At 70.6% G+C, this 25,598-nt stretch carries 20 protein-coding genes and 1 pseudogene; 12 read left to right on the top strand and 9 right to left on the bottom strand.

Annotation, left to right across the window (positions count from 1 at the left end; translation table 11 throughout):
- The first annotated feature begins 261 nt into the window (after positions 1-261).
- From ACQEXA_RS15355 to ACQEXA_RS15335, 5 genes are all read left to right on the top strand, one after another.
- A complete protein-coding gene (locus tag ACQEXA_RS15355; RefSeq protein WP_432934177.1) occupies positions 262-1,152 on the top strand; it encodes an FAD binding domain-containing protein in 891 nt (296 codons plus the stop codon).
- The gene (locus ACQEXA_RS15350) at positions 1,152-1,724 is read left to right on the top strand and encodes a (2Fe-2S)-binding protein (RefSeq protein ID WP_360990107.1); all 573 of its coding nucleotides are present in this window, start codon (positions 1,152-1,154) and stop codon (positions 1,722-1,724) included. Before ACQEXA_RS15355 ends, ACQEXA_RS15350 begins: the two co-directional genes overlap by 1 nt.
- 2 nt (positions 1,725-1,726) lie before the next feature.
- Entirely contained in the window at positions 1,727-4,105 is a 2,379-nt protein-coding gene (locus ACQEXA_RS15345) for a xanthine dehydrogenase family protein molybdopterin-binding subunit (RefSeq protein WP_433130381.1), read from the top strand.
- A 158-nt stretch (positions 4,106-4,263) separates the two neighbouring features.
- Entirely contained in the window at positions 4,264-5,721 is a 1,458-nt protein-coding gene (locus ACQEXA_RS15340) for an NCS2 family permease (RefSeq protein ID WP_433130379.1), read from the top strand.
- Positions 5,722-5,767: 46 nt separating this feature from the next.
- Entirely contained in the window at positions 5,768-6,919 is a 1,152-nt protein-coding gene (locus ACQEXA_RS15335; protein ID WP_433130377.1) for an XdhC family protein, read from the top strand.
- Between the two features lie 6 nt (positions 6,920-6,925).
- On the opposite strand, the gene ACQEXA_RS15330 is transcribed toward ACQEXA_RS15335, so the two are convergent.
- Positions 6,926-7,576, bottom strand: coding sequence for a class I SAM-dependent DNA methyltransferase (locus ACQEXA_RS15330; RefSeq protein ID WP_433130375.1), 651 nt, complete (start codon positions 7,574-7,576; stop codon positions 6,926-6,928).
- Positions 7,577-7,587: 11 nt separating this feature from the next.
- Positions 7,588-8,034, bottom strand: a complete 447-nt coding sequence (locus tag ACQEXA_RS15325; RefSeq protein WP_433130373.1) for an SRPBCC family protein — start codon at positions 8,032-8,034, stop codon at positions 7,588-7,590.
- Between the two features lie 183 nt (positions 8,035-8,217).
- Between ACQEXA_RS15325 and ACQEXA_RS15320 the strand changes: the two genes are divergently transcribed.
- Complete coding sequence (locus ACQEXA_RS15320; protein ID WP_433134570.1) at positions 8,218-9,228, top strand: DUF2278 family protein; 1,011 nt, start codon at positions 8,218-8,220, stop codon at positions 9,226-9,228.
- A 36-nt stretch (positions 9,229-9,264) separates the two neighbouring features.
- Here ACQEXA_RS15320 and ACQEXA_RS15315 read toward each other — a convergent pair whose 3' ends face one another.
- Positions 9,265-10,005 carry a polysaccharide deacetylase family protein gene (locus tag ACQEXA_RS15315; RefSeq protein WP_433130369.1) on the bottom strand — a complete coding sequence of 247 codons (741 nt, stop codon included), beginning with the start codon at positions 10,003-10,005 and terminating at the stop codon, positions 9,265-9,267.
- A 173-nt stretch (positions 10,006-10,178) separates the two neighbouring features.
- Positions 10,179-10,442 carry a transposase family protein gene (locus ACQEXA_RS15310; RefSeq protein ID WP_433130367.1) on the bottom strand — a complete coding sequence of 88 codons (264 nt, stop codon included), beginning with the start codon at positions 10,440-10,442 and terminating at the stop codon, positions 10,179-10,181.
- A 160-nt stretch (positions 10,443-10,602) separates the two neighbouring features.
- Here ACQEXA_RS15310 and ACQEXA_RS15305 point away from each other — a divergent pair, with 160 nt between their 5' ends.
- The 4 genes from ACQEXA_RS15305 to ACQEXA_RS15290 all read left to right on the top strand — a co-directional run bounded on the left by ACQEXA_RS15305 (position 10,603) and on the right by ACQEXA_RS15290 (position 14,635).
- A complete protein-coding gene (locus ACQEXA_RS15305) occupies positions 10,603-10,791 on the top strand; it encodes a hypothetical protein (RefSeq protein WP_433130365.1) in 189 nt (62 codons plus the stop codon).
- Between the two features lie 377 nt (positions 10,792-11,168).
- Positions 11,169-12,434 (top strand): ISL3 family transposase, encoded by a 1,266-nt coding sequence (locus tag ACQEXA_RS15300; protein WP_433130364.1) that lies wholly within the window; start codon positions 11,169-11,171, stop codon positions 12,432-12,434.
- Between the two features lie 44 nt (positions 12,435-12,478).
- The gene (locus ACQEXA_RS15295) at positions 12,479-14,038 is read left to right on the top strand and encodes a transposase (RefSeq protein ID WP_433130362.1); all 1,560 of its coding nucleotides are present in this window, start codon (positions 12,479-12,481) and stop codon (positions 14,036-14,038) included.
- 78 nt (positions 14,039-14,116) lie between these two features.
- Entirely contained in the window at positions 14,117-14,635 is a 519-nt protein-coding gene (locus tag ACQEXA_RS15290) for a zinc ribbon domain-containing protein (protein ID WP_433130360.1), read from the top strand.
- Here ACQEXA_RS15290 and ACQEXA_RS15285 read toward each other — a convergent pair.
- The 5 genes and pseudogenes from ACQEXA_RS15285 to ACQEXA_RS15265 all read right to left on the bottom strand — a co-directional run bounded on the left by ACQEXA_RS15285 (position 14,632) and on the right by ACQEXA_RS15265 (position 22,187).
- Complete coding sequence (locus tag ACQEXA_RS15285) at positions 14,632-15,792, bottom strand: magnesium and cobalt transport protein CorA (protein ID WP_433130358.1); 1,161 nt, start codon at positions 15,790-15,792, stop codon at positions 14,632-14,634. The genes ACQEXA_RS15290 and ACQEXA_RS15285 overlap by 4 nt on opposite strands.
- A gap of 267 nt (positions 15,793-16,059) precedes the next feature.
- Positions 16,060-16,332, bottom strand: a pseudogene (locus ACQEXA_RS15280) (trypsin-like serine protease); the annotation flags it as partial.
- A gap of 274 nt (positions 16,333-16,606) precedes the next feature.
- A complete protein-coding gene (locus ACQEXA_RS15275) occupies positions 16,607-17,830 on the bottom strand; it encodes an IS110 family transposase (protein WP_433128595.1) in 1,224 nt (407 codons plus the stop codon).
- Between the two features lie 488 nt (positions 17,831-18,318).
- Entirely contained in the window at positions 18,319-21,129 is a 2,811-nt protein-coding gene (locus ACQEXA_RS15270) for a helix-turn-helix transcriptional regulator (RefSeq protein ID WP_433130356.1), read from the bottom strand.
- A gap of 221 nt (positions 21,130-21,350) precedes the next feature.
- The gene (locus ACQEXA_RS15265; RefSeq protein ID WP_359406086.1) at positions 21,351-22,187 is read right to left on the bottom strand and encodes a helix-turn-helix transcriptional regulator; all 837 of its coding nucleotides are present in this window, start codon (positions 22,185-22,187) and stop codon (positions 21,351-21,353) included.
- 101 nt (positions 22,188-22,288) lie between these two features.
- Between ACQEXA_RS15265 and ACQEXA_RS15260 the strand changes: the two genes are divergently transcribed.
- Together ACQEXA_RS15260 and ACQEXA_RS15255 are read left to right on the top strand one after the other, a co-directional pair.
- A complete protein-coding gene (locus ACQEXA_RS15260) occupies positions 22,289-23,968 on the top strand; it encodes an AMP-binding protein (RefSeq protein WP_433130354.1) in 1,680 nt (559 codons plus the stop codon).
- Positions 23,965-25,572: an AMP-binding protein gene (locus ACQEXA_RS15255; RefSeq protein ID WP_432934201.1), complete on the top strand. Its 1,608-nt coding sequence runs from the start codon at positions 23,965-23,967 to the stop codon at positions 25,570-25,572. Before ACQEXA_RS15260 ends, ACQEXA_RS15255 begins: the two co-directional genes overlap by 4 nt.
- The last annotated feature ends 26 nt before the right edge of the window (positions 25,573-25,598 follow it).

Here is a 25,598-nt window from a genome sequence, read left to right as displayed (position 1 = left end):
AGCAGGGCTCGCGATTCCCTCTGGCCGGGCGCCGTGTTTCCAGAGGAAAGCGGAGATGTTACTGATCGCCTCCGTTCATATGAATCTACAAGATGTGCGCCCTGGCCAGCCAACTCCTTCATGGTTTCGGTGACTGACACCGCTGTGGACGGAGCGGTGTACTGACATCACCCCGCGTGAACAGGACATGAACGAGCCCGGCCCGCCGCGCCGGAGATGGCTCCTCACCTACGCCCCACGAGACGAAGAAGAGAGCCGGTCATGGACTTCCTTCGCCCCGCAAGCTGGGAGGAGGCGCTCGCCGCCAAGGCGGAGCACCCCACCGCTGTGCCGATTGCGGGTGGCACCGATGTGATGGTCGAGATCAACTTCGACCACCGGCGCCCCGAGTACCTCATGGACCTCAACCGCATCGGCGAACTCACCCAGTGGGAGGTCGGCGAGGACAGCGTGCGGCTCGGGGCCTCGGTCCCGTACACCGCGATCATCGAGAACCTGCGGACCGAACTGCCGGGCCTGGCCCTCGCCTCCCACACGGTCGCCTCCCCGCAGATCCGCAACCGCGGCGGCGTCGGCGGCAACCTCGGCACCGCCTCCCCGGCCGGTGACGCCCACCCCGCCCTCCTCGCGGCCGGCGCCGAGGTCGAGGCCGAGTCGGTGCGCGGCACCCGGCGCATCCCGATCGACGAGTTCTACACCGGTGTGAAGCGCAACGCGCTGGCGCCCGACGAACTGATTCGCGCCGTCCACATCAAGAAGGCCGACGGCCCGCAGCAGTTCGCGAAGGTCGGCACCCGCAACGCGATGGTGATCGCGGTGTGCGCCTTCGGCCTCGCCCTGCATCCCGGGACCCGCACGGTCCGCACCGGCATCGGCTCGGCGGCCCCCACTCCGATCCGGGCCGAGACGGCTGAGGAGTTCCTGAACGCGGCGCTCGAAGAGGGCGGTTTCTGGGACAACGGGAAGATCATCACCCCGTCGGTGGCCAAGCAGTTCGCGGACCTGTGCTCCGCCGCCTGCAACCCGATCGACGACGTCCGGGGCACCGCGAGCTACCGCCGCCACGCGGTCGGCGTGATGGCCCGCCGCACGCTGACCTGGACCTGGGAGTCGTACCGCGGCACCGCCCGCACCTCGGAGGGAGCTGCGTAATGCGCGTCAACTTCACTGTCAACGGACGTCCGCAGGAAGCCGACGACGTCTGGGAGGGCGAGAGCCTGCTCTACGTCCTGCGCGAGCGGCTCGGCCTCCCGGGTTCCAAGAACGCCTGCGAGCAGGGGGAGTGCGGGTCCTGCACGGTCCGCCTGGACGGTGTGCCGGTGTGCTCCTGTCTGGTCGCCGCGGGTCAGGTGGAGGGCCGTGAGGTCGTCACGGTCGAGGGGCTGGCGGAGTACGCCGAGCAGCGGTCCCGCGGGACCGGCACCTGCGGAACGTCCCTGGACGAGGCCAAGCACTGGCAGGCCAAGGGGACCGACTCCCACACCGGGGAGGGAATCGGACTCTCCCCGATCCAGCAGGCGTTCATCGACGCGGGTGCGGTCCAGTGCGGCTTCTGCACCCCGGGTCTGCTGGTCGCCGCCGACGAGATGCTGGAGCGCAACCCCAACCCGACCGACGCGGACATCCGCGAGGCGCTCTCGGGCAACCTGTGCCGCTGCACCGGCTACGAGAAGATCATGGACGCGGTCCGCCTGGCGGCCGCCCGGCAGTCCGAGGGGGTCTGAGCATGACCAACGGTGCTCCCACCAAGATCACGCAGGGCTCCCGGACCAAGGGCGGCATCGGCGAGTCCACGCTCCGTCCCGACGGCATCCTCAAGGTCACCGGGGAGTTCGCGTACTCCTCCGACATGTGGCACGAGGACATGCTGTGGGGCCAGATCCTGCGCTCCACGGTCGCGCACGCCGAGATCGTCTCGATCGACACGAGCGAGGCCCTCGCCACACCCGGCGTGTACGCCGTCATGACGTACGACGATTTGCCCACCGAGGTGAGGAACTACGGCCTGGAGATCCAGGACACACCGGTCCTCGCCCACGGCAAGGTTCGCCACCACGGTGAACCGGTCGCGATCGTGGCCGCCGACCACCCGGAGACCGCGCGCCGCGCCGCCGCCAAGATCAAGGTCGAGTACCGCGAACTCCCGGTCATCACCGACGAGGCGTCCGCGACCGCCCCGGACGCGGTCCTGGTCCACGAGAACCGCACCGACCACCACATCGGCCACGTCCCGCACCCGAACATCGTCCACCGGCAGCCGATCGTCCGGGGCGACGTGACCGCGGCCGCGCGGCGGGCCGACGTCATCGTCCGGGGCGAGTACCACTTCGGCATGCAGGACCAGGCCTTCCTCGGGCCCGAGTCCGGGCTGGCGGTCCCTGCGGAGGACGGCGGCGTCGACCTGTACATCGCCACCCAGTGGCTCCACTCCGACCTGCGCCAGATCGCGCCCGTCCTCGGACTGCCGCCGGAGAAGGTGCGGATGACGCTGTCCGGCGTGGGCGGCGCGTTCGGCGGTCGCGAGGACCTGTCGATGCAGATCCACGCCTGTCTGCTGGCGCTGCGCACCGGCAAGCCGGTCAAGATCGTCTACAACCGCTTCGAGTCCTTCTTCGGCCACGTCCACCGCCACCCCGCGAAGCTGTACTACGAGCACGGCGCCACCCGTGAGGGGAAGCTCACCCACGTCAAGTGCCGGATCGTGCTCGACGGCGGCGCCTACGCCTCCGCGTCCCCGGCGGTCGTCGGCAACGCCTCCTCGCTGGGCATCGGGCCGTACGTCGTGGACGATGTCGACATCGAGGCCATCGCCCTCTACACCAACAACCCGCCCTGTGGCGCCATGCGCGGCTTCGGCGCGGTGCAGGCGTGTTTCGCCTACGAGGCGCAGATGGACAAGGTGGCGAAGGAACTCGGCCTGGACCCGGTGGAGTTCCGGCAGCTCAACGCCATGGAGCAGGGCACCCTCATGCCGACCGGGCAGCCGGTCGACTCCCCGGCTCCGGTCGCCGAACTCCTGCGCCGCGTCAAGGCGATGCCGATGCCGCCGGAGCGCCAGTGGGAGAGCTCCGAGGGCGTGGACGTACGGCAGTTGCCCGGCGGCCTGTCCAACACCACCCACGGCGAAGGCGTCGTACGGGGGGTCGGCTACGCGGTCGGCATCAAGAACGTGGGCTTCTCCGAGGGCTTCGACGACTACTCCACCGCCAAGGTGCGTCTGGAGGCCGTCGCGGGCGAGCCCGTGGCGACCGTGCACACGGCCATGGCGGAGGTCGGCCAGGGCGGAGTCACCGTCCACGCCCAGATCGCCCGGACCGAGCTGGGCATCAGCCGCGTGACGATCCAGCCGGCGGACACCCAGGTCGGATCGGCGGGTTCGACGTCCGCCTCCCGTCAGACGTACGTCACCGGCGGCGCCGTGAAGAACGCGTGCGAGCTCGTACGCGAGCGGGTTCTGGAGCTGGGCCGCCGCAAGTTCGGCTCGTACCACCCCGCCTGGGCCACGGCCGAACTGCTGCTGGAGGGCGGCAAGGTGGTCACCGACGCCGGCGAGGTGCTCGCCGATCTGGTGGACGTCCTCGGCGACGAGGTGGTCGAACTCGAACGCGAGTGGCGGCACCGGCCGACCGAGCCCTTCGACCTGCGCACCGGCCAGGGCAACGGCCACGTCCAGTACTCCTTCGCCGCACACCGCGCCGTGGTCGAGGTCGACACCGAGCTGGGCCTGGTCAAGGTCATCGAACTGGCCTGCGCCCAGGACGTCGGCAAGGCGCTCAACCCGCTGTCCGTCCTCGGCCAGATCCAGGGCGGTACGACCCAGGGCCTGGGCATCGCGGTCATGGAGGAGATCGTCGTCGACCCCAGGACCGCGAAGGTCAAGAACCCCTCCTTCACGGACTATCTGATCCCCACCATCCTCGACACGCCGACCATGCCGGTCGACGTGCTCGAACTCGCCGACGAGCACGCCCCGTACGGGCTGCGCGGTGTCGGCGAGGCACCCACCCTGTCCTCGACTCCGGCTGTGCTCGCGGCGATCCGTGACGCGACGGGCCTGGAGCTGAACAGGACGCCGGTACGGCCCGAGCACCTCACGGGCAGGTGACCCCTGCGGTGCTGCGCAGGTGAAATGCACCTGGGGGACCGCGTCCCCCAGGCCCCCGATGTTCGTCTCGGGCCGTCCCTCGGGTCGTGCACATCCCAAATTCCGTGCCCGCCATGGCGGTTGCACGGGAGTCCCTATGAACCTTGGGAGATGGCACCATGACCCAGCAGTCAGTGGAGCCCAGGACCACCGCCGAGGACGCGGGCGCGGGAACCCGCGTCCCGGCCGGCCGGTCCTGGCTCGACCGGTACTTCCACATATCCCGGCGGGGATCCACGCTCGCGCGTGAAGTGCGCGGCGGCGTCACCACCTTCATGGCGATGGCGTACATCCTGCTGCTCAACCCCCTGATCCTGTCCGGCAAGGACGTGGCCGGGGACACGCTCGGCCCGCAGGCGGTGATCACCGCGACCGCGTTCGCCGCGGCCGTCACGACGCTGCTGATGGGTTTCGTCGGCAAGGTGCCGCTCGCGCTCGCCGCAGGCCTCTCCGTCTCCGGTGTCATCTCCTCCCAGGTCGCCCCGCAGATGACCTGGCCGCAGGCGATGGGCATGTGCGTGATCTACGGCGCGGTCATCATGCTCCTGGTCGTCACCGGCCTACGCGAGATGATCATGAATGCGATCCCAGCGGCGCTCAAGCACGGGATCACCATGGGCATCGGCCTGTTCATCGCCCTCATCGGCTTCTACAAGTCCGGCTTCGTGCACCAGGGCAAGGCCACCCCGGTCACCCTCGGCCCCGCGGGCGAGCTCGCCGGGTGGCCGGTCCTGCTCTTCGCCGGCACCCTGCTGCTGATCTTCATGCTGCAGGTCCGCAACGTCCCCGGCGCCATTCTGATCGGCATCGTCAGCGGCACCGTCGTCGCCGCTGTCCTGAACACCGCGGGCGTCGTGAAGGCCGGCGCCTGGGCGAGCGGCGCCCCTGAACTGCACGGCAGCGCCGTGTCGATGCCGGACTTCTCGCTCTTCGGGCATGTCGCGTTCGGCGGCTGGGGCAAGGTCGGCGCGATGACCGTCGGCGTGATCGTCTTCACGCTGGTGCTCGCCGGGTTCTTCGACGCGATGGCCACCATCATCGGCGTCGGCACCGAAGCGGGACTCGCCGACGACAAGGGCCGGATGCCGGGCCTGTCCAAGGCGCTGTTCATCGACGGCGCGGGCGGCGCGATCGGCGGTGTGGCGGGCGGCTCCGGCCAGACCGTCTTCATCGAGTCCGCCACCGGTGTCGGCGAGGGCGCCCGCACGGGACTCGCCTCCGTCGTCACCGGACTGTTCTTCGCCGCCTGCCTGTTCTTCACCCCGCTCACCGCGATCGTGCCCCAGGAGGTCGCCTCGGCCGCCCTGGTGGTCATCGGCGCGATGATGCTGATGAACGCCCGCCATGTGGACTGGTCAGACCGCGCCACCGCGATCCCGGTCTTCCTGACCGTGGTCCTGATGCCGTTCACCTACACGATCACCACGGGGGTCGCGGCGGGCGTCGTATCGTACGTCGCCATCAAGTCGGCCCAGGGCAAGGCGCGGGAGATCGGCGCCTTCATGTGGGGTCTGGCGGCCGTCTTCCTGATCTACTTCGCCCTCGACCCGATCGAGAGCTGGCTGGGCGTCCACTAGGCCCGCCGAGCCCTCCGCACGCCGACGCCGCTAAGGAGACCGAGAGATGCTGGACATCGCCGACGAGCTGCACCGGTGGGTCGGGCAGGGACGTGACTTCGCCGTCGCCACGGTGGTGGCCGTCGGCGGCAGCGCGCCCCGCCATGTGGGCGCCGCCCTCGCGGTGGACGCCGACGGCACGGCGATCGGCTCGGTCTCCGGCGGCTGTGTGGAGGGCGCGGTCTACGACCTGTGCCGGCAGGCGCTCGAGGACGGGGAGACCGTGCTGGAGCGCTTCGGGTACAGCGACGAGGACGCCTTCGCCGTCGGTCTGACCTGCGGTGGCGTCATCGACATCCTCGTCGCTCCCAGCCGGGCGGCCGACGGCGCCCGCCCGGTGCTGGCGTCCGCGCTCGCCGCCGCGGCCTCCGGCTCGGCCGCGGCCCTGGCCCGGATCGTGACCGGACCGGCCGAACTGCTCGGCAGGGCCCTCCTCGTACGTCCCGACGGCACCTACGAGGGCGGCTTCGGCGCCCACCCCGAACTCGACCGTACGGTGGCGGCCGAGGCGGGCGCCCTGCTGGACGCGGGCCGCACCGGCACCCTGGAGATCGGTGAGCAGGGCTCGCGCTGCGGGGCACCGCTCACGGCCCTGGTCGAGTCGTCCGTGCCGGCACCGCGGATGATCGTGTTCGGTGCGATCGACTTCGCCTCCGCGCTGGTCCGGGTCGGAAAGTTCCTCGGCTTCCATGTCACGGTGTGCGACGCGCGCCCGGTGTTCGCCACACCCGCTCGCTTCCCCGAGGCCGACGAGATCGTCGTCGAGTGGCCGCACCGGTACCTGGAGCGCACGGACGTCGACGGCCGCACGGTGCTGTGCGTCCTGACCCACGACGCCAAGTTCGACATACCGCTGCTGAAGCTGGCGCTCGGGCTCCCGGTCGCGTACGTCGGCGCCATGGGATCGCGCCGCACCCATCTGGACCGCAACGAGCGCCTGCGCGAGGCCGGTGTCACCGACCTGGAACTGGCGCGCCTGAGGTCCCCGATCGGCCTCGACCTCGGCGCCCGGACGCCGGAGGAGACCGCCCTGTCCATCGCGGCGGAGATCGTCGCGAGCCGGCGCGGCGGAACCGGCGCTTCGCTGGCGGGGGCGCACACGCCGATCCACCACGACGCGGCACCGGTCACGGCGCGGCGGATCGGGTCGGTGGCCTGACCGGGGCTACTGGGCCCTGCGCGCCAGCAGATACGCCTGCGCAGTCGTCTCGCGCTTCTCGTCGGCGGCCCTCACCAGCCGGGCGACCTCGACGAAGCCCGCACTCCCGAGCAGTTCGGAGATCTGCTCGGGCGGGAAGCGGTAGACGTCCAGGGACAGATCGTGGCCGTAGGCGTGGTCGAGGTGCACGCATCCGTCGCCGACCTTGAAGGCCATGAGGAGGTGTCCGCCGGGAGCGAGGACACGCTGGAATTCCGCGAATACCACAGGGAGTTCACCGGGCGGGGTGTGGACGGCCGAGTACCAGGCGACGGCTCCGGCTAGCGACCCGTCCTCCAGGTCGAGGCCGGTCATCGAACCGACGTCGAAGCGCAGCGCGGGGTACGCCCGCCGGGCCACGGCCACCATCCCCGGCGACAGATCGACACCGAACACATCGAGGCCGAGCTTGTCCAGATGGGTCGTCACCCGTCCGGGCCCGCAGCCGAGATCCCCGACGAGCCCGCCTCCGCTCTCCAGCACGCGCTCCGCGAACACGCCCAGCATGGCCCGGTCGAAGGGCATGTTCGCGAGCTGGTCCCTGAGCAACCGGTCGTAGTCCACGGCCACCGTGTCGTACGAGGCCCTGGTCGTCTGAAGGTGCGTGGTCTCGGTCATGGACGAGGACTCTAGACGCCGCCACCGACAGCCGGGCCCCGTATCAGCAACCCGTCCACCGCGCGCCCGAACATCCACCGGGCCGCCCAGCCGACCTGGCGGTCGAAGAAGGCCGGCAGCAGGCGCACCGCCAGGTCCTCCCGCCACACCACACGCGAGTGCCCTTCGCCGTGCGGATGCACCTCGATCTCCGCCCAGCCGGTCAAGAGGCCGCCCCGTTTCTCCAGCCGGCACAGCGCCGGCGGTCGCCACACGGTGACCTCCATCGGGTCCTCGAAGGCGAGCGGGCCGATGCCGGTCCGGGCCACGAACACGGTGCCCACACCCGTCGGCGGTGGAGTGGGCACCGTGACGCGGGTCAGCGGTACGACGTCCCCGTGACGCGGCCAGTCCGTGAGGCGGAGCCAGGCCTGCTCGACGGGGAGGGGAGTGAGGCGTTCGAGAAGGAAGAGGGCCACCGGGGGATCGTAGGCAGCGGAGCCGTCCTTCCCCGATCAGCCACGCACAGTGAGATCCTGACCAGCCACGCACAGACGGACGGAGTGTGAATTCCCGGTAGGAGGGGTGACAAAGGGCGCAGCCTCACTAGCATGCCCAGCACGGGCGGACGACGCGCCTGCCCCCAGGGGGAGTTGGTCACCATGCCGTTGAAGGCCTATGGCGTACTGATCGGACGTGCCGTCGGCACCCGCCGCGAAGGAGAGGCCGACACACCGCATTACCAGATCCATCTGACGGACGATCACGGTACGCACTACCGCGCGTCCGTCAACGTGAAGTCCCAGGAGAAACCCTCCGATCTGCTCTACCTCGTCAGCGAGGACTTCTGGCATCCGGTCACCGCCCGTCTCGAGGGGCTCGCGGACGGCTGGAACACCCTGCCGCCGGGTCCCGGCGGGCCCAACCTCGACTTCATCCGCGGCAACCTCTTCGACCACGCGCTGATGCGTGCGCTTCCGCCCGAGGTGTCGGGCCCCGACAACGACCTCGCGGACCTGCTCGACCACTATGTGCGCCGCGCGGTCGACGACGCCTCCGCCCGGCTCTACGTCTTCGGTGAGCGCTGGGGTCCCGAGACGAACGTCCCCGACAAGGTCTTCGGCTTCCTGCCCGGCAACGGCGTTCACGACGTCCATATGAACCAGGGCAACAGTTCCCGCTTCGCCCGGGACGACGGCGTCTGGCAGGACGGCGGTCTGCTGATCCACTTCCCCGCGCAGTCCCGCTGGGTCGGCGTCTTCCTCGCCTTCCAGAGCCAGCAGTGGCACACGGACGATGTCACCGGGCATGTCCTCGTGCCGGCCGGCGGGACGGTCCCCGAACCCGCCGGCGGCCCCGTGCGGATCGTCGCGGCCCTGGTCAACCCGGTGGGGCCCGACCCCGAGCCGGAGAACGCCACCCTCATCAACGTCTCGCCGGGCCCCGTCGCCCTCGCGGGCTGGCGCCTCGTGGACCGCCTCGGCCACGCCTGCCCGTTGCCCCAAGGCGCCCTGGCGGCCGGCGCCTGTCTGACCGTCGCCCTCACGGGCGGCGCCCAACTGGGCAACCACGGCGGTGAGATCACTCTGCTCGACGCCGAGGGCCTCAAGGTGCACGGCGTCTCGTACACCGCGGCACAGGCGGCACGTGAAGGGTGGACGGTGGTGTTCTGAGCGAAGCCGGGCCGGGGCCGGTGGACCGTGCCCTGCTCAGGGCCGGTAGACCGTGCCCGGTTCCGCCTTGCCCGGTGCGAGGAGCTGGGGCACGGTCACGAACACGTACCCCCGTTCCTTGAGCGCGTCGACGATCCCGGGCACCGCGGGCACGGTGCCCGGGTAGATGTCGTGGAGCAGGATGATCCCGTCCCGGGACGCCTGCTCCAGCACCCTCTTCCGGATCAGTGCGGAGTCATCGGTCGTGTAGTCCTTGGCCGTCACACTCCACAGCACCTCGGCGAGCCCCAGCTCCCGGCTGATCCGGTGCACGGTGTCGTCGGTGCGCCCCTGCGGCGGCCGCATCAGGGTGGGCCGGTGCCCGGTGAGTCTCTCTATCGCCTCGTTCGGTCTCTCCAGTTCCTCACGTATCCGCTTCGGTGGGATCCGGGTCAGGATCTGGTGGTCCCAGGTGTGGCTCGCGACTTCGTGCCCCTCGGCGGCCATCCGCCGGACCAGGTCCGGATACTTCTCGATGTGCCGCTTGCCGAGCAGGAAGAAGGTCGCGGGGACCCCCTTCTCCTTGAGGATGTCGAGCAGGCGCGCCGAGTTCTCGCTCGGCCCGGCGTCGAACGTCAGCGCGATGCACTTGGCTTCGCGGCAGTCCACGGTCCCGAACCGGGCCGGCGCACCCGGCGCCGCCTGGACACGGGCTGTCGCCGGTGCGGTGGTGTGCACGGTGGTGCAACCCGAGAGCGCGAAGACGCCGGCCGCGAGCAGGGCCGGCGCGGCGCGCAACCCGGCCGCTCGTTTGTTCGTCTTCTATGTGGAGACCATGCGTTGACTATGCATATCGTGTATACACGTAATGCATAGTGCCCCCGGTGTGGAGGCGCGAGCGGTGACCGCCGACGCTAAGAGCTTTCACGTGATGCGAGGCTGGACGTGCCTCACCGTCGTGGGTGCATTGCTTACCGGAGCTCGAACTTGAGGTTGTGGAGTGCGGCGACGCCGGCTACGGCGTGATTGATCGCGTTGCCGCGGCGTCGGCACTGGCGCAAGATCTGGTGGTCTTTGAGACGGGCGAGGGCGTGTTCGGCGACGGCCCGGCGTTTACGGAATCGGCGGGAGTTCCGGTCTTTGATGATGCGGCGGTCTGCTCCGTGCTGTGGTGTTCGGATGCGGTCGCTGCCGCGGTAGCCACCGTCGCCAGAGAGTCTGGGATGGCCGGGCAAGGTGGCGGCGAGAGTTTCCCGGAAGACGACGATGTCGTTGCGGTCTACCGGGCCCGTGACCGGCGCGTAGTCGTGGCCGGGCAGATCTGCACGTTGACGCTGCGCGGTTGTTCTTCGCTTTGGCGGTGCGTTGCTGGTCTTGGACGGGGATCAGTGTGCCGTGGACGATCCACAGTTCCCGCCGGTCGGTGGGCGGCGGGCCGAGAAGCTGCGCGAGCGGTGCAGCAAGCCGGGTGATGGCCCGGTGTGCGGCGGCGTGGGAGATGCCGAACGGGAATCCCAGTTGCTGCAGGGTGAGGTTGGTCCGGTGGGCAAGGACGATCAGCAGGACTGGGCCGGCGATTGGTAGTGCCCAGGGCCGGCCGCGGCCCGTGTCCGGTGCGAACTCCCACGACTGCCGCACCAGATGCTGCATCTGCGGGCCGGTCCAGCCCGTCCACGCGCGAAGTTCGGTGGTCGTGCCCTATCTGCGACGCAGGCGCATGAACGGAGCATATGGGTCCCGGCGTTGCTGCTGTGCGAGGGCTGGTTGTCAGTGGCGCCCTGTAGTTTCGGCGTAATTTGCCGCACGGGCCAAGCTGCGGACAGGTCCTGGATGTTGCGACGTCAAAAAGGGCTCTCCTGCCGCATGTGTGGGTGCCCTGACCTGCCCTGATAGGGGAAACACGCCGTCTCCTGCAAGGCTTGAGGTCTCGAGGCTCAAGTTGGATCAAGCAGGAAAACGGCGTGTCCCTCTTCAGGATATGGAAGCGGACGCTGACGGCCGAACACACGGTGGTCGAGGGCGTCCGGATCGACGAGAACGAACAGTGTGTGATCGTGTCGGTACGGCCCGATGCGCGCCGTCGGCAGCGGTGCGGCCGGTGCCGGCGTCCGGCGCCCTGGTACGACGCGGGGCGGGGACGGCGGCGGTGGCGGGACCTCGACCATGGGGTGCTGCGTGTCTTCCTGGAGGCCCAGGCGCCGCGGGTGACCTGCCGGGAGCACGGGACGACCGTCGCCGCGGTGCCCTGGGCTCGTCACGGCGCCGGGCATACCCATGCCTTCGACCAGCAGGCGGCTTGGATGGCTGCCGAGTGTTCCAAAAGCGCGGCCGCGCAGTTGATGCGTACGTCCTGGCGGACCATCGGTGCGATCGTCGAGCGGTACGTCGCCGACCGCGACCGGTTTGTCGACCGCCTGTCGGGGCTGCGGCGGATCGGCATCGACGAGATCAGCCACCGCCGCGGGCAGAAGTACATGACGATCGTCGTGGACCACGACACCGCGAGGGTGGTGTGGATGGCCGACGGGCACGGCAAGGACGTCCTGCACCGGTTCTTCGACCAACTCGGCGTCGACCGCACCGCCCGCTTGACGCACATCAGCGCCGACGGCGCCGCCTGGATCGCCGATGTCCTGGAACACCGGGCCACGCAGGCCGTGCGCGTCATGGACCCCTTCCACGTTATTACCTGGGCCACCGACGCCCTGGATACCGAACGCCGCTCGAGCTGGAACCGCGCCCGCCGCCAGGCCCAGGACCCCGAGCGGGCCCGGGCGCTGAAGGACTCCCGCTTCGCCCTGTGGAAGAACGAAGCCGACCTCACCGACCGGCAGGCCGCGAAACTCGCCTGGATCGCTGCCACCGATCCACGCCTGCACCGCGCCTGGCGCCTGAAGGAGGCCCTGCGGGCAGTGTCCTCCCTGGCCAAGTCCCGCCCCACCGCGGCCCTGCGGGCACTGGACCGGTGGATCGGCTGGGCCCGCCGCTGCCGCATCGACGTCTTCGTCGACCTCCAGCGCCGTATCCGCCGCCATTACCAGGCGATCCGCGCCGCGCTGACCACCGGTATGAGCAACGGCCTGATCGAGTCCACCAACACCAAGACCCGCCTGATCATCCGCAGAGGCTTCGGCTTCCACTCCGCCGACGCCATCATCGCCCTGGTCATGCTCACCCTCGCCGGCCCCCGCCCCCAACTCCCCGGACGCCAACCCGCCTCAGCATGACCCACACATCAAGCAGGAGAGCCTCAAAAAGGAGGGAGGCATCGGTGAACGTCGAGCCGCGTGATGTCGTGCCTGCCTCCGATGCTCCTTCGCGCCGGTTCCGGGGCAAGAACAAAGGGAAACGGTGGACGCGGGGCGAGGACACCGAACTTGCGGTGATCCGTCTCCCGCTGGATGTTCACGATTCGGGCGTCCGGCATCGGGTTGAGCAGTTGTTGTTCTCGGCCATGTGGTCCATCAAGCGTGCGCTGCAGCGGGACGCCCGGGATGCGGTTGACGCGTATTGGGCCGGTGACGTCCGCCGTGAAACGGACGCGAAAGCGTGGCGTCTGGAACTGGGCCTGTCCCGGGCGGGGATGGAGCGGCGCGCGTACCGGCACATGGAGAAGTCGAAGCATCTGGGTCATCACGTCACCAAAGCTCTGGTGATGCATCAGGCCGACGAGGTCTTTGAGACATCCGTGAGTCGGCATCTGTTCCCGGATGCTTCCGGTCGCCGGCACGGCAGGCCGAAGGTCGGCCGGTGGTGGGAGTACACCCGCATCCCCGGCCGCGCCCGGTCGCACACCATGGCCCGGAAATGGGAGACGTTCCGCCTGCACGGAACGCTCGCCGGGCACGTGGCTGCCTACCGGCACCGCGGCCTCGGCCGTTCGGTGACCACCCCGGAGCAGGCCGCAGCCCTCCCGCCAGGCAAGAACGTCCTGGAGCAACCGCGCCACCTGCCCGCACCCTCGCGCCCGTCGGGGCGCATCGCAACGGGCGAGAAGACAGCGAAGGCAAAACCGAAGACGCGGGCCGCGACGTGGTGGGACCACACCGGACCCCTGGCCGTCGTGTTCACCGGCGGCGCCGACAGCAGTCGCGGCGACCTGGTCCTGCCCGTTCGGCTGCCGTCGGGTTCTGGCCGGTGGCCACGCTTGCTGCACTTCCTGAACAACCCGGAAACGTGGCACAAGATCGACCTCGTGCGGCGCCGGGACGCGTCCGCACCGGGCGGGTGGGCGTACGAGGCCCACCTGATGGTCCTGGCCGGCGGCTACACGTCCCCCGGCACGCGGGCCCGGCGTGCAGCGGCGGCCGCGCTCGAGCGTGTCGGTGGGGTCGACGGCAACGTCTCCAACCTCTCCGTCGTCTCGTTCCCGGCCACGTTCGACCCGTCTCATGGTGATGTTGAGGCGACCCGGGTGGATCTGTCTGCCGACGAACTCGCCGCCCTGGCGAAAGCCCGACGCAAGGAACGCGGCCGCAACAGGGCGCTCGACCGCTCCCGCAGGGCATCCAACCCCGGCCAGTACGGGCCGTCGAAACGGCAGCAGACCCGGGCGGAACGCCGCCAGGCCACCGGCCTGCCTGCACGAAGCGTCGAAGTCCCTCGCGGTGCCCGGGCAGCGAACAAGGCCGGTGCGCCCAAGCAGGCGTTTCGGCGCGACACCTTGTCGGCCGGCTACCGGCTCAACCGTGCCCGCCTCGCCGACACGGCCGCGACCTCGGCCGCGGCGAAAGACCACCGCGCCAGGCGCATAGCCGGGAGTATCACCGCCGGCCACGGTGCGAACCTGATCGTCGAGGACTGCGACATCCGCACCTGGTACCGCCGGTAGGGCAAAGCCCTCCAAGCCACCACACCCGGCCGACTCATCACCGCCATAGCCCGGGAGTGCGAGAAGAGCGGCGGGCGGATGCTGCGGGCTTCCACCTTCACCACAAAGTTGTCCCAGACCTGCTTCTGTGGAGAACGCGTCGCCAAAACCCTCTCCGAGCGGATCCACACCTGCACCTCGTGTGGGCTGGTCGGTGACCGGGACATGGTCTCCGCCGCACTCAACGCCCATGTCCGGCTTGAGAATCCGGACGATCCGAGCACTGCCCGCCTGGACACCGCCCAGACGCGCACCACACAGACCTTGTTCCATGAAGGGCTGCAAGAGGCCCTGTCGAGTCAACCACAGCGCGGTGCCCGCCCCGCACGGGGCCGCACCCACGCGGCAGCCCGCACGCCGGATGTCTCTGGCCTCGGGCCTCTGCTCGACACAACACACCGACCGGTACCGGACAAACCCCGAATGAGACCCGACCCGCGAACGAGCGGCACAAGGCCCACGTCGGAACAGCCGGCTGCACGGACAACACGCCACCCAGGCGCGCCAGCCCCGCATAGACACCGGACGGACATCACGGCATCACGTGATGACTCTTAGAGCCAGTCCTTCCGCTTGAAGATGAGGTACAGACTGGTGCACACGACTGCCATCAGGACGATGGCGAAGGGGTATCCGAGGGCCCAGTGCAACTCGGGCATGCGCGAGAAGTTCATGCCGTAGATGGTTCCGACGAGCGTCGGGGCGAACAGGATCGCCGCCCAGCTGGAGATCTTCTTGATCTCCTCGTTCTGCTCGAAGCCCGCCTCGGCCAGCGCCCGCATCTCCGCGTTCTGCTCCTGGGTGACGAGTGTGGCGTTCACCGTCAGGATGTCCGTCAGGGCCTGGCGGAAGCCGTCGACCCGTTCGCTGATATGGGTGACGTGGTCGGCGACGTCGCGCAGATAGCGCTGGAGTTCCTCGTCCGTGCCGTACTTCGCGAAACCGGCCATCAGGCCGTGCAGCATGCCCACCAGGGGGCGGGTGGCGCGCTGGAACTCCACCATTTCGCGGGAGAGTTCGTAGATGCGGCGGGAGACCTCCGGGTCGCCGCGGAAGACCTCGGTCTCGATCTCGTCGACGTCGATCTGCACCCCGGCCACCACCGGGGCGTACCCGTCCACGACCGCGTCCAGGATCGCGTACAGCACCGCCTCCGGGCCCAGTTTCAGCAGCTCGGGCGTCTCCTCCATGCGGCGGCAGACCGCCGACAGGTCCGGGGCCGCTCCGTGCCGGACCGTGATCACGAAGTCCGGGCCGACGAACACGTGCAGTTCGCCGAAGTCGACCTCCTCGGGGGCGTCCAGATAGCGGGCGGCGCGCAGTACCACGAACAGTGTGTCGCCGTACCGCTCCAGCTTGGGCCGCTGATGCGCCTCCATCGCGTCCTCCACCGCGAGCGGGTGCAGGTCGAACTCGTCGGCCAGGGAGAGGAGTTCCGACTCGGTCGGACGGGCGAGACCGATCCATGCCATGCCGTGCGGTTCGTCGCGCAGCTCGCGGAAGGTGTCCGCCAGGGAAGCCGGCGACGAGACGCGGACGCCGTCCCGGTACAGGGCCGCCTGGACGATGCTGCCCGCCTCGGCCGGTTCCGCCGGCGGCTGGTCCGGGCCGGGCGCGGCCGGGACGGCGGGCGGTGTCGGTGGCTGGGTGAGACCGCGGCGCCAGACGGACTTCCTGCCACCCCTCGGGGTGGGACGGGCACGACGCTCGGACATCGCGGCTGCCTCCCGTGTCGAACGTACGTCTGCGTGATCACGTTGCAGGATATACGGGGCAAACGGCGCGGGAGCGGGGAGTGCGACCAGGATCCGGTGAGAGTTGCGGACCGTGACTGTCCGTGAACAGGGTGGCCGCCTCCAACGGGCCGGGACGGGGACGGCCCCGGTGCGGACAGTGGAAAGGGGGCGTTGCGGGCCGCTCGTGGAGGCCCGCAACGCCCCCTGGTATCTGCCTGAGTGGTACTCAGGAGCCTTCTGGGCCGGCTATGAGGTGACCTGCGCCGTGACCAGGTTCGAGAAGGTGGTCACCCGGGTGTGGTCACCCGGGTGACCGGCCTCCGCGCAGCCGTTGCCCCAAGAAGTGATGCCTGCCAGGACGCCCCCGATGAGCGGGGGACCGCCGCTGCCGCCCTGGCAGGTGTCCACGGGGCCGGACGAGTGTCCGGCGCACACCATGTCGCGCGCGACGAAGTCGGAGCCGTACGAGCCGCGGCAGCTGGAGTCGGACACGATCGGCGCCGTGGCGGTGCGCGGCTGGTCGGCGGCGGCGACCGTTCTCCTGGCGCGGTTGGGGCCGAACATGGGTCTCCTCAGCGGAATGCCGGTGGGGGGTGCCCCTATCTGTTTCGTCAACCCCGGTGGGGTCGGTTCGCAGGGGTTGATCCTGGTTTTCGGGAACGTCCCGCGAAGCGGGATCGGGACGTTCCCGGTGGATCGGGTGGCTGATGGGCAGCCCGGTGGCCGGCGGAGCCGGAGTGGCCATGCCGGTGCGCGGGCGTGATGGGGCCTGGAGGGCGGGGCGGTGGGGTCGTCAGGCGGCGAGGCCGACGTCGCCCGGGGTGCGTGCTTCGTAGAGGGCGCCGGTGCGGATCATCGCGTGGATGACGTTCACGCGCTGGCGGGCCAGGCGGAGGATCGCCTGGGTGTGGGTCTTGCCGCGTGCGCGTTGACGGTCGTAGTAGATCCGGGAGGACGGGTCGGACTTGCAGCCGATCGCGGCGAACGCGGCCTGGAACAGGGCGCGTTTGAGGAGTCGGTTGCCGCGGTGGGGTGCGTGCTCGCCGCGGATGGAGGTGCCCGAGGACTTCGTGGCCGGGGCGAGTCCGGCGTAGGAGGCGAGGTGTCCGGCGGTGGGGAAGGAAGTGCCGTCACCGATCGCGACGATCACGGCGGCTGTGGTCCTGACGCCCAGGCCGGGCAGGGACGTCAGGAGGTGGAAAAGAGGGAGGGCCTCCAGCAGGGCGGCGATCTCCTGCTCGGCCTGGCGGCGCTGGGTGTGGGCGGCGGCGAGCTGGGCGGCGAGTCCCGGCACGATCACGGCGCTGGCCTCGGTGCCCGGAACGACAAGGGTCTGCTCGGCGAGCGCGTCGAAGATCTCTGCGGTCAGGTGGTGGGCCTTGCGTGAGCCGTGGGCCTTGAGCAGGGCCTCGCAGCGGGCACGGCCCAGCTTCTTCAGCCTGGACGGGGATCCGTGCCGTTGAAGGAGAACCTGGATGTAGGGGTAGGCCAGGCGGGGGCCGAGGACGCGTTCAAGGGAAGGATGGATCTGGGAGAGCAGGCCGCGCAGCCGGTTCGTGGTGCGGTTGACCTCGCCGGCCAGGTCGTTGTCGTAGCCGGTGAGCATGGTCAGCTCGGCCAGCGCCTCGTCGTCACGGTCCACCGCGCGCAGGGTGTGCGGCATGCTCCGGGCGGTCTCAGCGATCACGTAGGCGTCACGGGCGTCGGTCTTGGCCTCGCCCGGATGCAGATCGGCGGCCCGGCGCATCGACAAGCCGGGCAGGTAGGCGACCCGGCAGCCTGCCGCGCGGGCCACCGTCAGCGGCAACGCGCCAATGTTGGCGACCTGGTCCACGATCACCAGGACGGTGCCGAACTTCGTCACCAGCCGGCTGAACAGCTCCAGCAGCCTCGGTTCGGTGTTCGGCAGTCTCTTGTCGTGGACGGTCTTCCCTTCGCACGTCAGACCGTGGGCGTGGTGGAACTCCTTGCCCAGGTCCAGGCCGAGGAAGAGATCTATCCCGGCGGTGTCGACCATGTACGCGTGCCCCTCGTCACTCGTGCTCCCCCCGGCCGTCCCTGCGGCACCACACGCCGGCAACCACGTTACGCAGACATCCCCGCCCACAAGCGGTCCGGCGTTGCACCGGGCCAGGCGGTCGTCAGGCCCCTCATCAGCGGTCAAGCGGTGCCCCAAAGCCCGGCGGCAACACCCCCCAGGTCATCACCTCGACAGGGGGCAAACAGCCATACCGGGCCCGGGGGCCAGGCGCCCCATTGCGGGGCCACGGAAAAGGTAACGGGGCGCGCGGGTGGGGGGTGGTGCACGGAGGTCGTGGCTCCGTCACACCCGACGGAAGCCGAGTGCGGGGAGGGGCCCCCGTGTGCCCGGGCGAGCGGCACGCCCTTACGCTAGGAGCCGGAGGGGTCCGGCCCCAATGAGGGAACTCCCTAAGGGCAGTTGGGCAGGGTTAACCCTCGGTTTGCGCGTGTATAACCGTCATCTTGGTTTCCAGTAAGGGTTGTTCAGCTGGGACGCTGCCCCGCCGCCAGCCGCACGATGTCCACCCGGGACCGGATGCCCAGCTTGCGGTAGATGCGCGTCAGCGTCGCCTCCACCGTCTTCACGCTGATGAACAGGCGCGCCGCGATCTCGCGGTTCGTCGCACCCTCCATGACCAGCGCGGCCACCTGTCGCTCGGTCGCGGCGAGGGTGTCGAGGGCGGCCGCGGCCAGGGGCGGCTGGGCGGGGCCGGTGACGGAGGCGGTCTCCACCTGGCGCAGCCACGGCATGGCGCGGCAGCGGCGGAAGAGCCTGGCCGCTTCGTCGTACGACGCCTGACCCGGCCGCTGGGTGCGCAGGTGTGCGAGCGCATAGGCCGCCCGCGCCTCCTCGAGGCAGTAGCCCAGGGCCGCCAGCCGGTCCTGAGCCGACGTCAACTGCCGCTCGGCCTCCTCGGCTTCGCCGCGCCCCGCCCGGATCAGGGCCTCGGCCCGGTCCAGTACGGCCAGTACGCTCTCCCGGCCGAGCCGCAGCGCCCGGGCGCGGGTGGCGTCGACGACGTCCTGCGCCTCGGCCGGCTCCCCGATGCGGACCAGCGCCTCGGCGAGGTCGCCCTGCCAGCGCCCCCGGGCTGGGTCGGTGACCCCGAGGCCCTCCTCCAACTCTCTCACCCGGCGCAGGGAATGCACCGTGCCCGCCGCGTCCCCGGCCACCAGCTGGGCGTGCCCCAGCGCGGCCAGCGCCCGCGACAGATAGATCACGTCGCCGTCCTCCTCGGCGCGCCCCACCGCCTCGCGGGCCAGCGTGAGCGCCCGGTCCACCTCGCCGCCGGCGGCCTCCGCGAGCGAGGTGAGCATCGCGCTCGCGGCCTCCCCGATCCCGGTGTCCCGCGCCAGCCGGAGGCTCTCCCGCGCCAGGTCGAGGGCCCGCCCGCAGTGCCCGGCCCGCAGCTCGGTCTCGGCGAGCCCGCGCAGGAAGTGGACCTCGGCCTCGACCATGCCGCGCCGCCGTGCCTCGCGCAGCAGGGCGCTGACCGTCTTGCGGGCCTCGCCCAGCTGGTCGCTCATGACCAGCCAGCGGAACCGTACGGCGCCCGCGCCGTTGTGGTCGCACGCCACCCGGGGGTCCTGGGGTTCCTTCAGCGCCCGCTTGATGGTCGCCGGGGCGTCCGGATGCCCCATCAGGGTCTCCGCCTGGGCCTGGAAGGCCAGCGCCAGCAGCTCGTTGCGCCGGTCCCCGGCCCGCGCCGCCAGGTCCGCGGCGAGCGCGCCCTCCTCCCGCGCCCGCTCGAAGTCGCCCTCCACGAGCAGGGCCCGCCAGGCGAGTTGGTAGTGCACCAGGGTGAGCAGGCGCGGGTCGTCGCCCGCGTCCGCGAGCGCCTGCGGGAAGACCGAGTCGACCTCGGCCATCGCGTGTCCGGCGGCGTCGATCACGACCATCCAGGCCCGTACCCGGTCCGCTGGTTCGGTCGCTTGGGCCAGCACCTCGTGGGCGATGTCCCGGGCGAAGTCCGTCTCTCCCGCGGTCAGCGCGTCCTCGGCGGCCTGCGACCGCCGTGTGTCCGGGCCCGGGACGGTGTCGCAGGGAGTGTGCCGGGCCGCGAGCAGTCCGAGCCCCGCCGCCACCGAGGGGGCGCCCCTGTCCCGGGCGGCGGCCGCGGCCTCGCCGAGGCGTTCGGCCACATGGGGGTCGGTGCCGGTGGTGGCCAGCGCGAGATGCCGGGCCCGCTCGATCGGATCGGCGGCCGCCGTGGCCAGCGCGGCGTGCGCGCCGCGCCGCTCTTCCGGGCTCGCCTGGGCGTACAGCGCGGCCGATATCAGCGGGTGCGCGAACCGTACTCCCGGCGTGTCCCGCTCCGTCCCCATCAGCCCGAGTGCGGCGGCCTGCGCGGTCTCCGCCTCGGCGTTCTGCCGGCCGGCCGCGCGCAGCAGGGCGAGGGTGGGCCGTGCCCCGGCGCTCGCCACGAGCAGGGTGCGGCGTGCCTCCGCGGACAGCGCCTCCAGCCGGCTCAGGACCAGGGCACGCAGCGAGGTCGGCACCGGCAGCGGCTCACCGGGTCTCGGGGGCCTCGAGCTCTCGGCGAGGGCACGGCCGAGCTCCAGCGCGAACAGCGGATTGCCGCCGCTGGTGCGGTGGATGTCCCTGACGGTGGAGCGGGGCAGGCCGGTGTAGCCGCGATGGTCGAGAAGTTCGGCGACGTGGGTGCGGGAGAGCGGGTTGACCCGGACCGCGAGCGTGTCCGGCGGGGACGTGCCCAGGTAGCGGTCGTGCTCTTGGGCCTGCGGTTCGTTGTGCGTGCGCACCGCGCACAGCAGTTGCACCGGCGTGCCACCCAGGCGCCGGGCGGCGAAGCCCAGCAGTTCGGTGCTTGCCGGATCCAGCCACTGCAGGTCGTCGGCGACGATCAGTACGGGGCCGCGGGCGGCGAGCGCGCGCAGGGTGGACAGGACCGCGAGCCGCAGCGCGAGTCCGTCCCGTTGCAGCGTGGACTCGCCGCGGCCGGTGAGCGCGGACTCCAGGGCGGTGCGCTGAGGGGCGGGGAGCTGAGAGGCGACCTCGTCCACCACGAGACCGAGCAGGTCGGCGAGGGCCAGGAAGGGCAGATGGGATTCGGACTGGGTCGCCGAGCAGCGCAGGACGGTGCGCACGGTTTCACCGTATTCGGCGGCCAGCGCGCGCAGCACCGTCGACTTTCCTATTCCGGCCGGGCCGTGCACCAGCACACTGCCCCCAGCGGCGAGCTGCTCGCGCGCTCCGGCGAACAGCTCCTCCCGGCCGATGACCAGGTCGGGGCGGGGTCGGGCAGGCTCCTTGAAGTCCCGTCGCACGGTCACCGCTCCCTCCGTGTGTCGTGTCCTGGCCAATATTAGGCAGTCGGTCTTTGAAATTCGGACGGACGGTGTGGTGAGGGGAATAACAGCGGGCCGGTACAAGGGAATTCAGTTCGGTCTTGAACGAATGGAGAGCCGGCAATCCGGGTGAGGGCACGAAGCGCGGCTGGGTGCCGGTCCACCGGGAGTCACAGGGGAGGAGCTGCCGCAAGCCGGCCCGGGGCCTACGGCAGGACTCCGGCCCGGCGCGCCGCCACCACCGCCTCCCACCTGGTGTGCGCACCCAGCTTCCGCATTGCGGACCGTAGATAGCCCTTCACGGTCTCCGGCCGCAGCCCCAGCCGTTCCGCGGCCATCGCATTGGTCGCCCCGACCGCCAGGCACGACAGGACGTCCACCTCCCGCGGGGACAGGCCCGCGGTCCGTGCCCCGGAGCCGGGTGACGCCGCGCCCGCCAGGCGCCCGCAGACCTCGAGGATCTCGGCCCGCAGCGCCGGGTCCTCGATGCGCCCGGCCAGCGTCCGCAGCACGCCGTGGGCCTCACGGACCTGCTCCCAGGCCGCGCCCGCCGGCGCCGACGGCTCGCGTACGGCCGCCAGCACGGCCTGTGCCTCGTCCCGTGCGACCAGAGCCTGCTCCACGTCCCGTGCCGCCTCCACGGCCGCGTTCAGTGTGCGGTCGCCCAGCGGCTGCGCGGTCCGCAGGGCGCCGTACAGCACACCGCGCACCCGGCGCCGTACGACGACCGGGATCGCGAGCACGGACTTGAGGCCTTCCGTCGCCACCGCCACGTCGTACTCGTGAGTGATCTGCCGGGAGGCCGAGTAGTCGGTCACCGCGCACGGCCGGGACAGGGCGACTACCTTGCCGCCCAGGCCGTTGCCGGAGACGACGGCGAGCGAGCTGAGCGCCGTGGTGGCGGTGCCGCTGAGTTCGCTGATCCGTATCTGCGGCCGCCCGGACTCCACCAGGCCCCCGAAGGCGACCGGCAGCCCCGTGGCGCGCCGCAGCCGCACGAGCGCGCCCCGTACCTCCACTGCCTCGGCTGCGTCAGCTGCCACGTGTTCAACCCTTCATCGCGGCGCACCCCCGTTCGGGGGTGGTGAGACCTCCATCACGGATTACACGATGCTAGGTGGCTGTCCGGCAATGAGGAGGACACATGACGGCGAACACCGACGCGACGGAAGCGTTCCGGACCGCGCGGGACTTTCTGCTCGCTCACCGGGATGACTACGGCACGGCCTACGAGGGCTTCCGCTGGCCGCGTCCGGCGTACTTCAACTGGGCGCTCGACTGGTTCGACGTCATCGCGGACGGCAACGACCGCACGGCCCTGCACATCGTGGAGGAGGACGGCACCGGCACCCGGCTCACCTTCGCCGAGATGTCCGAGCGCTCCGACCGGGTGGCGAACCGGCTGCGCGCGTGGGGGGTGCGGGCCGAGGGCCGCGTCCTCGTCATGCTCGGCAACCAGGTCGAGCTGTGGGAGACCGCGCTGGCCGCGATGAAGCTGCGCGCGGTGGTCATCCCGGCCACCCCGCTGCTCGGACCGGCGGACCTGCGCGACCGCGTCGAGCGCGGCCGGGTCCGGCATGTGCTCGTACGCGCCGAGGACACCGCGAAGTTCGACGAGGTGCCGGGCGACTACGGCCGGATCGCGGTCGGGGGCGCGCCCGAGGGCTGGCGGGCGTACGAGGAGGCGTACACGGCCGACGCCCGGTTCGAGCCGGACGGCCCCACCCATGCCGACGACCCGCTGATGCTCTACTTCACCTCGGGCACCACCGCCCGCCCCAAGCTGGTCGAGCACACCCATGTCTCGTACCCGATCGGCCATCTGGCCACGATGTACTGGATCGGCCTCAAGCCCGGGGACGTGCACCTCAACATCTCCTCGCCGGGCTGGGCCAAGCACGCCTGGTCCAATCTCTTCGCGCCGTGGAACGCGGAGGCGACCGTCTTCCTGCACAACTACACCCGCTTCGACGCCCCCCGGCTGATGGCCGAGATGGACCGCGCGGGCGTGACGACCTTCTGCGCCCCGCCGACCGTGTGGCGCATGCTCATCCAGGCCGACCTCAGCCAGCTGCGCACCCCGCCGCGCGAGGCGGTCGCCGCAGGAGAGCCGCTCAACCCCGAGGTCATCGAGCAGGTGCGGCGCGCCTGGGACGTGACCATCCGGGACGGCTTCGGCCAGACGGAGACGGCCGTGCAGGTGTCCAACAGCCCCGGGCAGGCGCTGAAGACCGGCTCCATGGGCCGTCCCAGCCCGGGATTCCGCGTGGAACTGCTGGACCCGGTGACCGGGGTGCCGGGCGCGCAGGAGGGCGAGATCGCGATCGACCTGTCCGCCGATCCCGTCGGTGTGATGACCGGCTACCACGGCGACCCCGACCGCACGGCGGAGGCCATGGCGGGCGGCTTCTACCGGACGGGGGACATCGGCTCGCGGGACGAAGAGGGGTACATCACCTATATCGGGCGCGCGGACGACGTCTTCAAGGCCTCCGACTACAAGATCTCCCCCTTCGAGCTGGAGAGCGCGCTGCTCGAGCACGAGGCGGTGGCCGAGGCGGCCGTGGTGCCCGCGCCGGACGAGCTGCGGCTCGCCGTTCCCAAGGCCTACGTCGTGCTCGCCGCCGGCTGGGAGGCGGGCCCGGACGCCGCGAAGGTCCTCTTCGAGCACTCGCGTGAGGTCCTCGCCCCCTACAAGCGCATCCGTCGTCTGGAGTTCGGCGAACTGCCCAAGACCGTCTCCGGCAAGATCCGCCGGATCGAGCTGCGCGAGGCCACCGCGGCGGGCTCGGCACACGAGTACCGCGAGGAGGACTTCCGGTGACGGAGCTGTCGTACACGCACGGGACCAGCACCACGCCGCTGCTCGGCGACACCATCGGCGCCAACCTCGACCGTGCGATCGCCGCCCACCCCGACCGCGAGGCCCTGGTGGACGTGCCGTCCGGACGTCGCTGGACGTACGCGGAGTTCGGCGCCGCCGTCGACGAGGTGGCCCTCGGGCTGCTCGCCAAGGGTGTCGGCAAGGGGGACCGGGTCGGCATATGGGCGGTCAACTGCCCCGAGTGGGTGCTGATCCAGTACGCCACCGCGCGCATAGGCGCGATCATGGTGAACATCAACCCCGCCTACCGGGCCCATGAGCTGGAGTATGTGCTCAGGCAGTCCGGGGTCTCGCTGCTGGTCGCCTCCCTGGCCCATCGCACCAGCGACTACCGCGTCCTGGTGGACCAGGTCCGCGGCCGCTGCCCCGAGTTGCGCGAGACGGTCTACATCGGCGACCCGTCCTGGGAGGCGCTGACCGCCGGCGCGGCTTCGGTGCCGCGTGAACGACTCGTGTCCGCGGCGGACGGGTTGAGCTGCGACGACCCGGTCAACATCCAGTACACCTCGGGCACCACCGGGTTCCCCAAGGGCGCCACGCTCTCGCACCACAACATCCTGAACAATGGCTACTGGGTGGGCCGTACGGTCGGCTACACCGAGCAGGACCGGGTATGTCTTCCCGTGCCCTTCTACCACTGCTTCGGCATGGTGATGGGCAACCTCGGCGCCACCTCGCACAGCGCGTGCATCGTCATCCCGGCGCCGTCCTTCGAGCCGGCGGCCACGCTGCGGGCGGTGCAGCAGGAGCGCTGCACGTCCCTGTACGGCGTGCCGACGATGTTCATCGCGGAGCTGAACCTGCCCGACTTCACGTCGTACGACCTGTCGTCCCTGCGCACCGGCATCATGGCGGGCTCCCCGTGCCCGGTCGAGGTGATGAAGCGGGTGGTCGCCGAGATGCACATGGAGGAGGTGTCCATCTGCTACGGCATGACGGAGACCTCGCCGGTGTCCCTGCAGACGCGGATGGACGACGACCTGGAGCACCGCACCGGAACGGTCGGCCGGGTCCTGCCGCACATCGAGGTCAAGGTCGTCGACCCGGTGACCGGTGTGACCCTGCCGCGCGGCTCGGCGGGCGAACTGTGCACCCGGGGCTACAGCGTGATGCTCGGCTACTGGAACGAGCCCGAGAAGACCGCGGAGGCCGTCGACTCCGGCCGCTGGATGCACACCGGTGACCTCGCGATGATGCGCGAGGACGGCTACGTCGAGATCGTCGGCCGCATCAAGGACATGATCATCCGCGGTGGGGAGAACATCTACCCGCGCGAGATCGAGGAGTTCCTGTACGCGCATCCGAAGGTCGCCGACGTCCAGGTGGTCGGTGTTCCCCACGAGCGGTACGGGGAGGAGGTCCTCGCCTGTGTCATCCCACGCGATCCGGCCGATCCGCCCACTCTGGAGGAGCTGCGGGGCTTCTGCGACGAACAGCTCGCGCACTACAAGATCCCGAGCAGGGTGCAGATCCTCGACTCCTTCCCGATGACGGTCTCGGGCAAGGTGCGCAAGATCGAGCTGCGGGAGACCTACGGCGAGTGAGCCGGCGCTCGGAGCGCCGGATGTGC

It is taken from the genome of Streptomyces sp. CA-106110 (assembly GCF_050936285.1).
Taxonomy (GTDB): Bacteria; Actinomycetota; Actinomycetes; order Streptomycetales; family Streptomycetaceae; genus Streptomyces.
This window is presented reverse-complemented; position numbering and strand designations above follow the sequence as displayed.

What these genes read in the sequence shown, in the direction of transcription:
- ACQEXA_RS15355 (WP_432934177.1), top strand. Translation starts at nt 262, where the DNA reads ATGGACTTCCTTCGCCCCGCAAGCTGGGAGGAGGCGCTCGCCGCCAAG.
- ACQEXA_RS15350 (WP_360990107.1), top strand. Translation starts at nt 1,152, where the DNA reads ATGCGCGTCAACTTCACTGTCAACGGACGTCCGCAGGAAGCCGACGAC.
- ACQEXA_RS15345 (WP_433130381.1), top strand. Translation starts at nt 1,727, where the DNA reads ATGACCAACGGTGCTCCCACCAAGATCACGCAGGGCTCCCGGACCAAG.
- ACQEXA_RS15340 (WP_433130379.1), top strand. Translation starts at nt 4,264, where the DNA reads ATGACCCAGCAGTCAGTGGAGCCCAGGACCACCGCCGAGGACGCGGGC.
- ACQEXA_RS15335 (WP_433130377.1), top strand. Translation starts at nt 5,768, where the DNA reads ATGCTGGACATCGCCGACGAGCTGCACCGGTGGGTCGGGCAGGGACGT.
- ACQEXA_RS15330 (WP_433130375.1), bottom strand. Translation starts at nt 7,576, where the DNA reads ATGACCGAGACCACGCACCTTCAGACGACCAGGGCCTCGTACGACACG.
- ACQEXA_RS15320 (WP_433134570.1), top strand. Translation starts at nt 8,218, where the DNA reads ATGCCGTTGAAGGCCTATGGCGTACTGATCGGACGTGCCGTCGGCACC.
- ACQEXA_RS15290 (WP_433130360.1), top strand. Translation starts at nt 14,117, where the DNA reads ATGCTGCGGGCTTCCACCTTCACCACAAAGTTGTCCCAGACCTGCTTC.
- ACQEXA_RS15285 (WP_433130358.1), bottom strand. Translation starts at nt 15,792, where the DNA reads ATGTCCGAGCGTCGTGCCCGTCCCACCCCGAGGGGTGGCAGGAAGTCC.
- ACQEXA_RS15275 (WP_433128595.1), bottom strand. Translation starts at nt 17,830, where the DNA reads ATGGTCGACACCGCCGGGATAGATCTCTTCCTCGGCCTGGACCTGGGC.
- ACQEXA_RS15260 (WP_433130354.1), top strand. Translation starts at nt 22,289, where the DNA reads ATGACGGCGAACACCGACGCGACGGAAGCGTTCCGGACCGCGCGGGAC.